This window comes from Streptomyces cylindrosporus (genome assembly GCF_022698165.1).
Classification (GTDB): domain Bacteria; phylum Actinomycetota; class Actinomycetes; order Streptomycetales; family Streptomycetaceae; genus Streptomyces; species Streptomyces cylindrosporus.
The window spans coordinates 37647-50965 of record NZ_JALDAY010000008.1 but is presented as its reverse complement, the minus strand read 5'-3'; the positions used below and the strand labels follow the sequence as shown (position 1 = coordinate 50965).

At 70.9% G+C, this 13319-nt stretch carries 10 protein-coding genes and 1 tRNA gene; 8 read left to right on the top strand and 3 right to left on the bottom strand.

Annotated elements, in window-relative coordinates; translation table 11 throughout:
- Positions 1–30: 30 nt before the first annotated feature.
- Both MQP27_RS25815 and MQP27_RS25810 read right to left on the bottom strand, forming a co-directional pair.
- Entirely contained in the window at positions 31–1620 is a 1590-nt protein-coding gene (locus MQP27_RS25815) for a metallophosphoesterase family protein (protein WP_242767914.1), read from the bottom strand.
- 50 nt (positions 1621–1670) lie between these two features.
- Entirely contained in the window at positions 1671–2021 is a 351-nt protein-coding gene (locus MQP27_RS25810; protein WP_242767912.1) for a metallopeptidase family protein, read from the bottom strand.
- Positions 2022–2125: 104 nt separating this feature from the next.
- Here MQP27_RS25810 and MQP27_RS25805 point away from each other — a divergent pair, with 104 nt between their 5' ends.
- The 7 genes from MQP27_RS25805 to MQP27_RS25775 all read left to right on the top strand — a co-directional run bounded on the left by MQP27_RS25805 (position 2126) and on the right by MQP27_RS25775 (position 11199).
- Positions 2126–2533 (top strand): hypothetical protein, encoded by a 408-nt coding sequence (locus tag MQP27_RS25805; RefSeq protein WP_242767910.1) that lies wholly within the window; start codon positions 2126–2128, stop codon positions 2531–2533.
- A gap of 96 nt (positions 2534–2629) precedes the next feature.
- Positions 2630–3145, top strand: a complete 516-nt coding sequence (locus MQP27_RS25800; protein ID WP_242767908.1) for a hypothetical protein — start codon at positions 2630–2632, stop codon at positions 3143–3145.
- Between the two features lie 273 nt (positions 3146–3418).
- Entirely contained in the window at positions 3419–5572 is a 2154-nt protein-coding gene (locus tag MQP27_RS25795; RefSeq protein WP_242767906.1) for a DEAD/DEAH box helicase, read from the top strand.
- A gap of 142 nt (positions 5573–5714) precedes the next feature.
- Positions 5715–8495: an FG-GAP repeat domain-containing protein gene (locus tag MQP27_RS25790; RefSeq protein WP_242767904.1), complete on the top strand. Its 2781-nt coding sequence runs from the start codon at positions 5715–5717 to the stop codon at positions 8493–8495.
- 48 nt (positions 8496–8543) lie between these two features.
- Positions 8544–10154, top strand: coding sequence for an amino acid permease (locus MQP27_RS25785; RefSeq protein WP_242767902.1), 1611 nt, complete (start codon positions 8544–8546; stop codon positions 10152–10154).
- Between the two features lie 99 nt (positions 10155–10253).
- Positions 10254–10326, top strand: a tRNA-Lys gene (locus MQP27_RS25780).
- A gap of 354 nt (positions 10327–10680) precedes the next feature.
- Entirely contained in the window at positions 10681–11199 is a 519-nt protein-coding gene (locus tag MQP27_RS25775) for a PH domain-containing protein (RefSeq protein ID WP_242767900.1), read from the top strand.
- Positions 11200–11425: 226 nt separating this feature from the next.
- Here MQP27_RS25775 and MQP27_RS25770 read toward each other — a convergent pair whose 3' ends face one another.
- Entirely contained in the window at positions 11426–12091 is a 666-nt protein-coding gene (locus MQP27_RS25770) for a TetR/AcrR family transcriptional regulator (protein ID WP_242767898.1), read from the bottom strand.
- A gap of 115 nt (positions 12092–12206) precedes the next feature.
- On the opposite strand from MQP27_RS25770, the gene MQP27_RS25765 reads away from it, so the two are divergent.
- On the top strand, positions 12207–13268 hold the full coding sequence (locus tag MQP27_RS25765) for an oxygenase MpaB family protein (protein WP_242767896.1): 1062 nt from the start codon (positions 12207–12209) through the stop codon (positions 13266–13268).
- Positions 13269–13319: the final 51 nt, after the last annotated feature.

Genomic DNA, 13319 nt, shown 5'->3' with positions numbered 1-13319 from the left:
TGGGATGGGGGGAGGTATCGCCAAAACGGTTTACGGGGCCGAGGAGGTGGGGGCTGACGGGGTGGACGAGGACGGGGAGGACGGGGAGGGGGACGCGGCTCCCGGCTGGTTCTCCTTCGGGAGGTGGCGGGTGACCTCGGCCGTCGTCTCGCCCAGACCGCCCAGCTTGATCGCGTCCCAGGCCTGCAGGCGCCGGGTGTCGCGGTCGAAGTAGAGGATCGAGGCCTCGATGGGGGCCGGGTACTTGTGCTCCAGGGCGCGCAGGCCGCTGCCGCCCGTCGAGCCCTCCATGCGCAGGCGGGTGCCGTACTTCAGGATCTCGTCGCCCTCGTGGTGGAGGTGACCGCAGAGGACGAGGGGGACCTCGCCGTCGACCTCGCGGGCGGCCGACGGCTCGTGGGCCATGGCCACGTCGACCGGCGTGCCCGCCGTCCGCTGGTCGCGCAGTGCCGCGGCGAGCCGGTCGCCCGCCAGTTGCTCGGACGCGTCGGCGCCCGGCGGGTTGGAGCGGTCGGGGGTGAACTGGGGGTCGCCGATGCCGGCGAAGCGCAGGCCGGCGATGGTCTCCGCGCGGCCGTCGTCGAGGACGTGCACGTTCTTCATGCGGGAGAGGTAGCGCTGGGTGGTGGCCGAGTCGTGGTTGCCGCGGACCCAGACGTACGGCGCCCCGAGGTCGGCGATCGGGTCGAGGAAGCCGTTCTCGGCGGCCGTGCCATGGTCCATCGTGTCGCCGGTGTCGACGATCACGTTCACCTTGTACTGCTCCACCAGCGAAGCGATGATCTTCCAGCTCGCGGGGTTGAGGTGGATGTCCGAGACGTGCAGGACGCGGACCGTGGTGGGGTCCGGCTGGTAGGCGGGGAGCGTGGACGTGACGTCGTACAGCTTCGTCACGTTCGTCACCAGGCGCGCCAGCTCCTTCTGGTAGACGTCGAACTCGGTGACGATGTTGCGCGCGTTGCCGACCAGGGACGGGGCCGAGGAGAGGAGCCCCGAGTACTTCGGTTCGAGTACGGAGTTCGGGTTCCAGGTCGCGTACGCCGTCGCGCCGGAGGCCGCGAGGAGGGCGAGGGCGGTGCCGCCGGCGGCGAGGGCGCGGCGGGGGCGGCGGTAGACGGCGAGGCCGAGGGCGGTGGCGCCGGAGACGACCGCGATGCCGGAGCGCAGGGCGAGGTCGAGGGTGCCGTGCTCGACGTCGTGGGCCACCTCGTCCTGGAGGCCGGAGAGGCGTTCGGGGTGGTCGACCAGGGCCGAGGCGCGCTCGGGGTCGAGCTGGTCGACGTTGACGTCCAGGCGGACCGGGCCGTGGTGGCTGTTCAGCTCCAGCGCGCCGAGCGGCGAGACGTTGATCTTCGTGCCGCCGGTGAGGGAGGGGCGCAGGGTCATCGTCGTGTTCATCGGGCCGACGGGGACGCGGACGTTGCCGACGGCCAGCAGGCCCAGCCAGGCGCCGAGCAGGACGACCGCGACCAGGCCCAGGCCGCGGGTCCAGGGGCGCGGGCGGGCGGCGAGTTCGAGGACGGGGGCCTGGCGGCGGCTGCGGTGGCGGCGGGTGAGGAGGTGCGGGGTCCTTCGTATCCGGTTCAGGGCGGTCACGGCGATGGCGGGTACGCGGGCCATTGGTCCCGTATGCCCAAGTGCGGGGGCGGATATGCGCCGGGTGGGCGGGGTCAGCCCCAGCCGAGTTCGTGGAGGCGTTTGTCGTCGATGCCGAAGTGGTGGGCGACTTCGTGGATCACGGTCACCGCGACCTCGTGGACGACGTCCTCGGCGGTTTCGCAGTGGCGCAGGGTGGGGCCCATGTAGATGGAGATGCGGTCGGGCAGAACTCCGGCGTACCACTCGCCGCGGTCGGTGAGGGGGGTGCCCTCGTACAGGCCCAGCAGTTCGGGGTCGTCGGCCGGAGGTTCGTCCTCGACGAACACGGCGACGTTGTCCATGACCCGGGTCAGCTCCGGCGGGATCCGGTCCAGGGCCTGGCTGACGAGTTCCTCGAACGATTCGCGTGTCATCTCCAGCACAGAGCCATTGTCGGGGACGAGGCGCTCGAGTGGGTCCATGTACTCGGGTGGAGGTGAGTACCTGCGCTCTGGGCGTGGGCCGGGCGGGTGGCGACGCTGGAGCCATGAGCCAAGGACTTCTCGCAGGTGTTCGCCGGCTGGGACCGGCACTGTTGCCGGCCGTGGTGTCGCTGGGGGCGTGGGCCGCGTGGCTGGGCTGGGACCAGCGACGTGATGTGCATGCCGACGGTACGACGACCGGGCCGTACGAGGTGTGGCAGGTGGCCGGTCTGGTGCTGACGCTGCTGGCGGCGGTGTACTGGGCGGCCTCCCGGCGCCATGTCGCGGGCGCGGTGCTCGGTACGACGGCGGGTCTCACCGTTGCCGCCTACCTGGACTGGTCGGACGACGCCAGCGGGCTTTTCGTGGTCGGCGTGGGGATGGTCATGGTCGGGAGCCTCGTCGTGACGACCGTGGTCGCCAACGTGATCGCCTCGGTGACGTGGGGTGGTGGCGGGCGGACCGCGGCTTGACCGGAGCCGGGCACGGATGGCACCGGCGCGTGTCCTCTTGCGGGCGGCGGGAGTTGAGGAGGTTGACTTCTTTCCCGCCCTCGGAGGTGGCTTCCCGTGCGCCCGAAGTACGTACCCGTCCGACTGGCCGCCACGGTCATGGCCGTCGCCGCTGCCGCCGGCTGCATGAGCGTGGGTGACGACGGGGGAGGCGGGGGCGCGAAGCCCTCGCATTCTGCGGGGCAGCGGGGTGGTGAGGCGCCGGACGGGGGGTCGGCGGTGTCCGGCGGCGGGTTCGGGGTGGCCGCCGACGGCAAGCACGGCGGGAAGAAGGGCAAGGGGGAGGCGACGGAGTCGGCGTCGCCGTCCGCCTCGCCGTCGGCTGACGCGAGCGCGTCCGCGCCCGTGAAGGGGAAGCCGGAGGTGAGCGGCAAGCCGGGGGCTGCCACGCCGACCAAGGCGGCGCCGACGCCTACCCGGACGGCCGATCCGCAGCCGACGCCGAGTGATCCGCCGCCGTCCGCGACGCCGGAGCCACCGCCGTCCGCCGAGCCGTCGTCCTCGGCGCACGGGGAGACGGCGCCGCAACTGGCGGAGCGCGAGCCGGCGCCGACGGCCGGGGCGCCGGTATAGGTGCGGGCGGAGAGGGCCACCGAGGTGCGGGCAAGGCGGGCCGAGGCGCGAGGTGAGTGACCTTGCCTACACCGGACGGAGCTGGTTTGCCTTTGGGGGTGGGGGGTGCGTATGGTGGTAGATCGTTTGATCCCATTTGCCCGGCGCCACTGCAGAGCGCGCCGTGTGGCGCGTACTCTCCCTTGCCGTGGCGGACCGCATTGAGGCGGTCGATTGCGAATCACGGAGTTGACGGGCGCGTGCCGACGAGACTCCGGAAGGTTTCGCATACGCATGTCCATTTCCAGTACTGATCACGTCGTCGTGCCCGAGAACGGCGAGAACGAGGCCGTCGAAGAGGTCCTCGCGACGGTCGAGACGGTCGAGGAGACCCCCTCGGTCACCTTCGCCGACCTCGGTCTCCCCGAGGGCGTCGTGCGCAAGCTCGCGCAGAACGGCGTGACCACCCCCTTCCCGATCCAGGCCGCGACCATCCCGGACGCCCTGGCCGGCAAGGACATCCTCGGCCGTGGCCGCACCGGCTCCGGCAAGACCCTCTCCTTCGGTCTGCCCACCCTGGCCACCCTGGCCGGCGGGCACACCGCGAAGCACAAGCCGCGCGCCGTCATCCTCACGCCGACCCGTGAGCTCGCCATGCAGGTGGCGGACGCCCTCCAGCCCTACGGCGACGTCCTCGGCCTGAAGATGAAGGTCGTGTGCGGTGGTACGTCGATGGGGAACCAGATCTACGCGCTCGAGCGCGGGGTCGACATCCTCGTCGCCACCCCGGGCCGGCTCCGCGACATCATCAACCGCGGCGCCTGCTCCCTCGAGGACGTCCAGATCGCCGTACTCGACGAGGCCGACCAGATGTCCGACCTGGGCTTCCTGCCCGAGGTCACCGAGCTGCTCGACCAGGTCCCGGCCGGCGGCCAGCGCATGCTCTTCTCCGCGACCATGGAGAACGAGATCAAGACCCTCGTCGACCGGTACCTGAACAACCCGGTCAGCCACGAGGTCGACGCCGCCCAGGGCGCCGTCACGACCATGTCGCACCACATCCTCATCGTGAAGCCCAAGGACAAGGCGCCGGTCACCGCCGCGATCGCCTCCCGCAAGGGCCGCACGATCATCTTCGTCCGCACCCAGCTCGGCGCCGACCGCGTCGCCGAGCAGCTGCGCGACGCCGGCGTGAAGGCCGACGCGCTGCACGGCGGCATGACCCAGGGCGCGCGGACGCGGACCCTGGCCGACTTCAAGGACGGGTACGTCAACGTCCTCGTCGCCACCGACGTCGCCGCCCGCGGCATCCACGTCGACGGCATCGACCTGGTCCTGAACGTGGACCCGGCCGGCGACCACAAGGACTACCTGCACCGCGCCGGCCGTACCGCTCGCGCGGGCCGCACCGGCACGGTCGTGTCCCTGTCGCTTCCGCACCAGCGGCGCCAGATCTTCCGGCTGATGGAGGACGCGGGCGTCGACGCCGGGCGGCACATCATCAACTCCGGTACGGCCTTCGACCCCGAGGTCGCCGAGATCACCGGCGCCCGTTCGATGACCGAGGTCCAGTCCGAGTCCGCGGCCAACGCGGCGCAGCAGGCCGAGCGCGAGGTCGCCCAGCTCACCAAGCAGCTGGAGCGGGCGCAGCGGCGTGCGACCGAGCTGCGTGAGGAGGCGGACCGGCTGGTGGCTCGGGTCGCCCGCGAGCGCGGTGACGATCCCGAGGCCGCGGTGGCCGAGGCGCAGGCGGCGGTTGCCGAGGCGGTCGAGGTGTCCGTGCCCGAGCAGCCGGTCGCGCAGGAGGTCGACAGGGCCGAGGCCCCGGCGTCGTACGAGCGTCGTGAGCGTCGGGACAACGACCGTGGCGGCTTCCGCCGTGACGACCGTCGGGACGACCGCGGTGGCCGTTCCTTCAACCGCGACCGTGACGACCGCGGCGGCTTCAACCGCGACCGGGGCGACCGTGGCTTCGAGCGTCGGGACAACGACCGTGGCGGCTTCCGCCGTGACGACCGTCGGGACGACCGCGGTGGCCGTTCCTTCAACCGTGACCGCGACGACCGCGGTGGCCGCTCCTTCGAGCGCCGTGACAACGACCGTGGCGGCTTCCGCCGTGACGACCGTCGGGACGACCGCGGTGGCCGTTCCTTCAACCGTGACCGTGACGACCGTGGCGGCCGCTCCTTCGAGCGTCGCGACGACAACCGCGGCGGCTTCCGTCGCGACGACCGTCCGGCCGGGCGTTCCTTCGAGCGCCGGGACGAGCGCGGCGGTCACCGTGGCAGCGACCGTCCCTTCAACCGCGACCGCCGCGACGACCGTCCGGGCTTCCGCTCCGGCGGCCACGAGCGTCCGTACGGCCGCCGCGACGACCACCGCGGCACCGGTGGCGGCTCTTCCTTCGGCCGCCGCGACGACAAGCCCCGCTGGAAGCGCAACGGCTGACGCGGAGTGAGCTGACGAAGGGCCCGTACGACTTGGTCGTACGGGCCCTTCGTGTACACCTGGCGCTGGTACTCTCCCCCCGCCCGCTCAGGGCATGCACATTTCACACACAGGCGCAGGGTCGAGGGGCCGGGGGGTTCCGTTGAAGGGCCGCACGTTTGTACGGCGGCGGCTGCTCGGGGGCGTGGCGTCGGTCGCCGTCCTCGTGCTCGCCGTGGGGGCGCCGGGGGTTGTCGGGTCGGCGGGGGCGGCGCCGGCCGTCGGCGCGCCGGGGGAGACCGTACTGCCCGCCGGGGTCCGAACCGTCCCGCGTGACGCGGGACTTGAGGGGTACGGCGACACGGGACTGCTGTCGCAGCCCGAGGGCGTCGAGCATCAGCAGTGGACGGACTACGCGACCGGGCAGTCGCGGGACCTCACCGACTTCTCGCGCTGGGACGGGATCCAGGGACACCTCGGTCTGGCCCAGTCCGACACGGCGTACGAGGTGCTGGGGCGGACCCCGGACACCATCCGGTTCCGCGACATCGCCACCGGCGCGGACCGGGGCACGGTCACCGTGCCGGACAACCTGTATTCGCTGGGGGTGGCGGGCGTCGCCGTCGTCGCCTACGAGGGCGAGGGCCCGCAGGACATGACCGCGCTGCACGTGCTCAGGCCCGCGGCCGGCGGCGGGACCTCCGACACGGTGGTGAGCGGGTTCCCGGCGGGCGTGCGGATCCAGGGGCCGGTCGTGCGGGACGCCCGTTCGCTGGTGCTGCACTACCTCGTGCCGACGGACGACCCCGGGATCTTCCTCGCCCAGCTCGCCGTCGTCGACCTGCGGGCCGCCACCGTCACCCCGGTCTTCGCGCCGTACAAGCCGAACCTGTCCTGGAAGCCGCTGCTCACCCACGACTACGTGGGCTGGTGGCTGCCCAACCTGGGCGCACGGCTGGTGCGTCGGGACGACCCGCAGGGACCGGCCGTCGACGTTCCGGTGTCCACCACGGCCGGAAAGATCGCGCTCACCGTCGTCGGGGACCACCTCGTCTCCGTCGAGGACCACACCCGCGCGCTGCTGACGAAACCGCTCACCGGTGGCGACTGGCGGCAGCTGCTCCCGCAGGCGGAGATCTCGCTGACGCAGGCGCCGGACGGGTCGGCCGTCGTCACGGGCGGCTCGGGGCCCGAGGACTGGGGCGTGCAGCGGGTGACGCAGGCGTCCGGCGGGGACCTGACCGTCACGAAGATCCTCGACCTGCCGCCGGTGCCGGCGCCCGTCGACGGGCTGGCCCTCGCGGCCGGCATGCTCACCTACACCGACCGGACCAGCACGTCCTCGTCGTACGAGGTGATGTGGAACACCCGTACGGTGTCGGCGGGTTCGCCGCCCGAGGTCGGCCCGGTGCGGTCGGTCGGCGGCCGGGCCAAGCCGTGTGCCGTCAGTGCCGCCTGTCTCCGGTTCCAGGGGCTCGCGGACGGTTCCGTCGTCTACGACGACGGGCCGGGAAGCATGAGCGGGTCGATCCACCGCCGCCGGCCCGACGGCCTGGTCGACACGGTGATGCTCGGCGATCCGGACATCCAGGTGGTGGCCACGGACGGCATGGACACGCTCGCGTCCGACGGCCGCAAGCTGTACGTCTTCGACTGGGCGCACCTGAAGGTGCTCGCCACGCGCCCGGCGGCGGCCGGCGCGCTGTGGGGCGGCCAGTTGTGGACGGCCGCCGCAACGCCCGGCCACCTGACCCTGACCCGGCTCGCCTCGGGCAACCCGGCCGTGGACGTGGGCGTCGGCTCCGGCTGCGCGCCCGACGAGGTGCAGGCCGTCGGCCGGTTCGTCTACTGGGCCTGTACGGAGCAGGGGAGGGCCGGCGTCTTCGACCGCTCCCGGGGCCGTTCGGTGGCCGTGCCGGCCGGGGCCGCCCTGCTGGCCGACGGCTTCCTGATCCGGCACGACGTCCTGCGCGCCAAGCTGGTGCGCACCGATGTCGCCTCCGGCAAGGCGGTCACCGCGGACGTGGCGGACCTGCCCGCGGCGGGGAACCTGGACGGACGTCTCACCTCCGACCGGGGAGTCCGCTGGACGCTGGAGGCGAACGGGAACAGGCTGGCGTACGCGGATTCGGCGGAACGCATCCACATCCTCACCGCCGGCACCCTCGCCGCGCCCGTGCGCCGCGACCACGTCGGCCGGGACGGTCTCGCCGATCTGCTCACCCTCAGCTCCTCCGGGACGCTCGCCTTCCAACAGGGCGACGGCAAGGGCGCCTTCGCGGGGAAGGTCTCCGGCGGCGGCTGGTCGGCCAAGGTGGCGGCGGTGCCGTTCGGGGACCTGAACGGGGATCGCTGCGAGGACGTCCTGGTGCGGATGGCGGACGGCTCGCTGCGTGGCTACGAGGTGCCGTGCGGGAAGGCGCCGACGCCCGCGATGCCGTACAAGAAGCTCGGCGGTGGCTGGAACGCCTACAACGTCCTCACCTCGCCCGGCGACCTGACCGGCGACGGGCGGCCGGATCTGCTGGCGCGGAAGGCGTCGACCGGGGACGTGTACCTCTTCGCCGCGAAGAGCGACGGGGCTCTCGCCGCCGGGAAGCGGATCCGGTCGGCGTGGGGTGGCTTCACGAAGATCGTCGGTGCCGGGGACCTGAACGGAGACGGCCTCGGGGACGTCCTCGCCCGCGACAAGGCGGGCACGCTCTGGCGCTACAACGGCGTGAGGGGCGGAATCTCGACGGCCCGCGCAAAGGTATTCGGCGGCTGGGGATCGACGTACAACACGGTCGTCGGCGTCGGCGACATCACCGGTGACGGGAAGAACGACCTGGTCGTGCGGGACACCGCGGGGCACCTTTTCCGGTACGGCGGCAAGGGCAATGGTTCCTTCGGCGGGCGGGTGCTGATCGGGAGCGGCTGGCAGGGGTACAAGGGCATTTTTTAGCCATGCTGTGATGCATGTCACGCCCTCGGCGAGGGAATCGCTGGGGGCATGACAGATGACGCCATAGCGAGCGGGCAGTCGGGCCCATCCCCCTCGGGACTGTCCGACGAAGAACGGCTTGCCCAGCTCGGCTACACGCAGGTCCTTGCCCGCCGCATGTCGGCGTTCTCCAACTACGCGGTCTCCTTCACGATCATCTCGGTCTTGTCGGGCTGCCTCACCCTCTATCTGTTCGGCATGAACACCGGCGGCCCGTCGGTGATCACGTGGGGCTGGGTCGCGGTAGGCCTGATGACCCTGTTCGTCGGCCTGTCGATGGCCGAGATCTGTTCGGCGTACCCGACGTCCGCGGGCCTGTACTTCTGGGCCCACCGCCTGGCGCCGCCCCGTACCGCGGCCGCCTGGGCGTGGTTCACGGGCTGGTTCAACGTGCTCGGCCAGGTCGCGGTGACCGCGGGCATCGACTTCGGCGCCGCGTCCTTCCTCGGCGCCTACCTCAACCTCCAGTTCGACTTCGAGGTGACACCGGGCCGCACGGTCCTGCTCTTCGCCGGGATCCTCGTCCTGCACGGCCTGCTGAACACCTTCGGCGTGAAGATCGTCGCCCTGCTGAACGACATCAGCGTGTGGTGGCACGTGCTGGGCGTCGGCGTGATCGTCGGCGCGCTGGCCTTCGTACCGGACCACCACCAGTCGGCGTCCTTCGTCTTCACGAAGTTCGTGAACAACACGGGCTGGGGCAGCGGGGTTTACGTCGTGCTGCTCGGCCTGCTGATGGCCCAGTACACCTTCACGGGCTACGACGCCTCGGCCCACATGACGGAGGAGACGCACGACGCGTCGACGGCGGGCCCGAAGGGAATCGTCCGGTCCATCTGGACGTCGTGGATAGCCGGTTTCGTACTCCTGCTGGGCTTCACCTTCGCGATCCAGAACTACGACAAGGAGCTCGCGTCGCCGACCGGCGCGCCGCCGGCCCAGATCCTGCTCGACGCGCTGGGCGCCACGGCCGGCAAGCTGCTCCTCCTGGTCGTCATCGGGGCGCAGCTGTTCTGCGGGATGGCCTCGGTGACGGCCAACAGCCGCATGATCTACGCCTTCTCGCGCGACGGCGCGCTGCCCTTCTCGAACGTCTGGCACACGGTCAGCCCGCGCACCCGCACACCGGTGGCGGCGGTGTGGCTGGCGGCGGCGGGGGCGCTGGTGCTGGGGCTTCCGTACCTCATCAACTACACGGCCTACGCGGCGGTGACGTCCGTCGCCGTGATCGGGCTCTACATCGCGTACGTCATCCCGACGCTGCTGCGGCTGCTCAAGGGCGAGGCGTTCGAGCGGGGGCCGTGGCATCTGGGCCGCTGGTCGCGACTGATCGGGATCGTCTCGGTGGTGTGGGTCGGGGTGATCACGGTCCTGTTCATGCTGCCGCAGCTGTCCCCGGTCACCTGGGAGAGCTTCAACTACGCCCCGATCGCGGTCCTGGTCGTCCTGGGCTTCGCGGCGGCGTGGTGGTTCGCCTCGGCCCGGGAATGGTTCCTGAACCCGGAGCACGAGCGGACGCGGGCGCGGGAGGAGGCACGGGCGGCGACGACGAAGATCTCGGGGGGCGTGGGGGGCTTCGGAGGGGGCCTCGGTGGGGGGTCGGAAAAGGTCGATCCCTGACACTCCCGACCTGCCGCCCGACCTCGGCACGGCCGTGTCCCCGATACCCGATCGGAGACACGGCCGTGTCCGGCTATGCTCGGGGAGGCAACATCGCCTGGGCCCTTAGCTCAATTGGCAGAGCAGTGGACTTTTAATCCATTGGTTGTGGGTTCGAGTCCCACAGGGCCTACGCCAGAGGCCCCAGCTCAGAGGGATTTGGAGCTGGGGCCTCAGCCGTTTTTCGGGCCACGAAGATCGCTAGCTCAGCCGAAGCTCAACCGAAGTGATGGTGATCTGGCTTGGCGACCCCAACAGGTGGCTCGCCCTGGAACCCTGCCGCCCTTGCTGGCGGGGTGTATGTGGTCGACCGCATCGGCGGCGCCGTGTCCGCAGACGATGCACGCGTCGGATGCGGCGAGGATGCGGGTGCGCATCTGGTGGTAGTCGTGGCTGGTGAGTTCACTCCGGTCGGTGGTCACATCCAGCTCCTCCAGGCTCAGAGTGCTCGGTACGATCCGAGCACCATCGAGATGGGGGGACCGCCATGGTGGCGTTCAACGTGCGGCCGGACATTGACGCAGCGGCCGAGAAGCTGTCCAGTTCCTTCGGCGCAAAGCGCGAGATCCAGAAGCTGCCCGAGGTACTTTGGGAGGGCGAGACGGTCGAGATGCTCGCCACGGGGGTCTACGGCAAGGGCAACGGCCTGCTGGCGATGACGAACCAGCGCCTCGTCTTCTACTTCCATGGGGTGATGTCCCAGAAGGTGGAGGACTTCCCGTACAGCCGGATCAGCTCGGTGCAGTGGTCGGGCGGGATGCTGATGGGCACGCTCACGGTGTTCGCGTCGGGCAGCAGAGCCGAGATCAAGCAGGTACCGAAGGATCAGGGGAAGGCTCTGGCGGACCAGTTGCGTCAGAAGATCACCGGTGGTGTGCCGGCTGCTCCGCCTGCGGCTCCGGACGTTGCGTCGCGGTTGCAGACGCTTGATCAGCTGCGCGCGGCTGGTGCGATCACGGATGAGGAGTACCGGGATCGTCGGACGAAGATCCTAGACAGCCTGTAAGCGATATGACACAGTCCCGGCCGGTGAGCAGTCGGCCGGGGCCCTGCGTGCGTCTGTAGTGCCGCTTGAGGGGTCGGGCCGATGAGGCTGAGCATGGACGCTCCTGCGTCCTCCATGACGATGATGGCCCCTCGAAGCAGTGTCGGACATCCGCTATGGCGCACGGGAGCTGGAGTCCGGTCAGTGACAGACGCGGTCATGCCTTGGGCGGGGCGTCTCCCTGTCGTCAGGGTGTTCGCGGCCAGATGGCGCCCAGGATCACCTCGACCTGGCCGGTCAGGCGCGCTGCGTCGAAGCGGCCGGGGTCCGTGAGGGCGAAGCGGGCGAAGTGTTCCGCGCAGGCGACCAGGGCGTGGGCGAGGATCTGCGGGTCGAGGGCCGGGGCGTCGCCTCGGGCGGTCAGGGCTCGGGAGATCCACGACTCGACGCGGAGGCGGAAGCGTTCCCGGTCCACCTCGATGCGGTCGCGGACGACCGGGGGCATGTTGCCCGGGGGCAGCAGGATCAGGCGCCAGGTGTCGGGGTCCTCGTGGAGCATCGCGGACATCCGGCGCACCGTTTCGGAGACGAACACGGCGGGGTCGCGAGGGCCCTCCGTGGTGTTCGGGATCGTCTCCAGCAGGCGCCCGAACGCGCGCGCCTGCTGCCGGTCGAGGAGGGCCGTCAGCAGGGCGTCGAGGTTGTCGTAGGCGCCGTAGACCACCGCCCGGGCGACGTCGGCGCGCTTCGCGATGGCGTCGATGGAGATGCGGTCGTAGCCGTCGTTCACGATCACGGCGAGGGCGGCGTCGAGGAGTTGCTCGCGGCGCTGTTCGATGGGGACGCGCGGGGCGTAGGGGCGGCGCTTGCGGGGCTTGCGGGGCTTGTCTTCCGAAGAGGTCGGCGCTGACACCTTGGCAGTTTACGACACCCGTGTCTTAATTTACGACAGCAGTGTCGTAATCGGCGATGCGGCCCGTGTCGCGCACCTACCGCGTACGTACCGCGCACGTACAAGGAGCGGCTCCATGGCGAAGCTGAAGCGCGGGGAGATCCAGCCCCACGAGGACTACGGGTTCTTCGGGCCCGGCTCCGTGGTCTGGAAGGTCTGGAGCTACCCGACGGCACCCACCGTGGGTTTCCAACGGGCCGTGGTCGTCGAGGAACTCGACCCGCCGCTCGTCGCCGCCGTCCACGCGACGCAGGGCATCTACCGGCGCTCCCGGACGCGTTACGACCGTACGCTCAAGTACTTCGCGATGGTCGCCTTCGCCGGGTCCCGGGAGGTGTGCAAGGCCGCGGATGTACTGGTCAAGGTCCACTCCAAGGCGATCGGTCAACTGCCCTACGGCGGCGGGACCTACGACGCCAACGACCCCGCCTCCCAGCTGTGGATCCAGCTCACCGGCTGGCACTCCATCCTCTACGCGTACGAGAAGTACGGGCCCGGCAAGCTCTCCGCGGAGGAGGAGACGGAGTACTGGGAGGCGTGCGCGCTCGCGGCGGAGCTGCAGACGTGCTCCCCGGACGACGTTCCGCGCACCCGCGACGGCGTCCGGGCGTACTTCGAACGCATGCGGCCGCGGCTGTCCGCCAGCCCGATCGCCCGGCAGGCCATGAACCATCTGCTCAGGACCGAACTCGTCCTGCCGCCGGTGCCGTTCTGGGCGAAGCCGGCGCGGCTGGCGGTGGCGCGGGCGCAGCGGATCGCCACGATCGCCACCATGCCGCGCTGGATGCGCGAACTGGCCGGCATCCGCCAGTCCCGCCTCCTGGACGCGCTCATCGTGCCCGTCATGAAGGCGTCCTTCGCGCTCGCCCACCTCAACTCCCATGTGGAACTACGTCTGTTGGGCCTGATCTCCCCCTCGACGGTCGCGGTGGTCGCACCAGTCAAGCTCGGCATCCCGCCCCGTGAGGAAGAGACCCTCACCCCTGCGGAAGCCCGCGCCCGCCACGGCTACCCCAGGCCCGCCGAGGCCCACCTCGAATTCCGGGCCCGCCAGGCCGAACGCGTCTTCGGCGCGGGCGAGGCCCCGAGCGAACAGGGACTCGTCGAATCGCAGGAGATCCTGGGGCCGCTCGCGTAGGCGGAGCCGGCCGGGATGACCGCCTGTCCGGTAATCGCGGGTCGGTGCGTA

Coding starts and splice junctions, on each gene's coding strand:
- MQP27_RS25795 (WP_242767906.1), top strand. CDS start 3,419: ATGTCCATTTCCAGTACTGATCACGTCGTCGTGCCCGAGAACGGCGAG.
- MQP27_RS25815 (WP_242767914.1), bottom strand. CDS start 1,620: ATGGCCCGCGTACCCGCCATCGCCGTGACCGCCCTGAACCGGATACGA.
- MQP27_RS25805 (WP_242767910.1), top strand. CDS start 2,126: ATGAGCCAAGGACTTCTCGCAGGTGTTCGCCGGCTGGGACCGGCACTG.
- MQP27_RS25775 (WP_242767900.1), top strand. CDS start 10,681: ATGGTGGCGTTCAACGTGCGGCCGGACATTGACGCAGCGGCCGAGAAG.
- MQP27_RS25785 (WP_242767902.1), top strand. CDS start 8,544: ATGACAGATGACGCCATAGCGAGCGGGCAGTCGGGCCCATCCCCCTCG.
- MQP27_RS25765 (WP_242767896.1), top strand. CDS start 12,207: ATGGCGAAGCTGAAGCGCGGGGAGATCCAGCCCCACGAGGACTACGGG.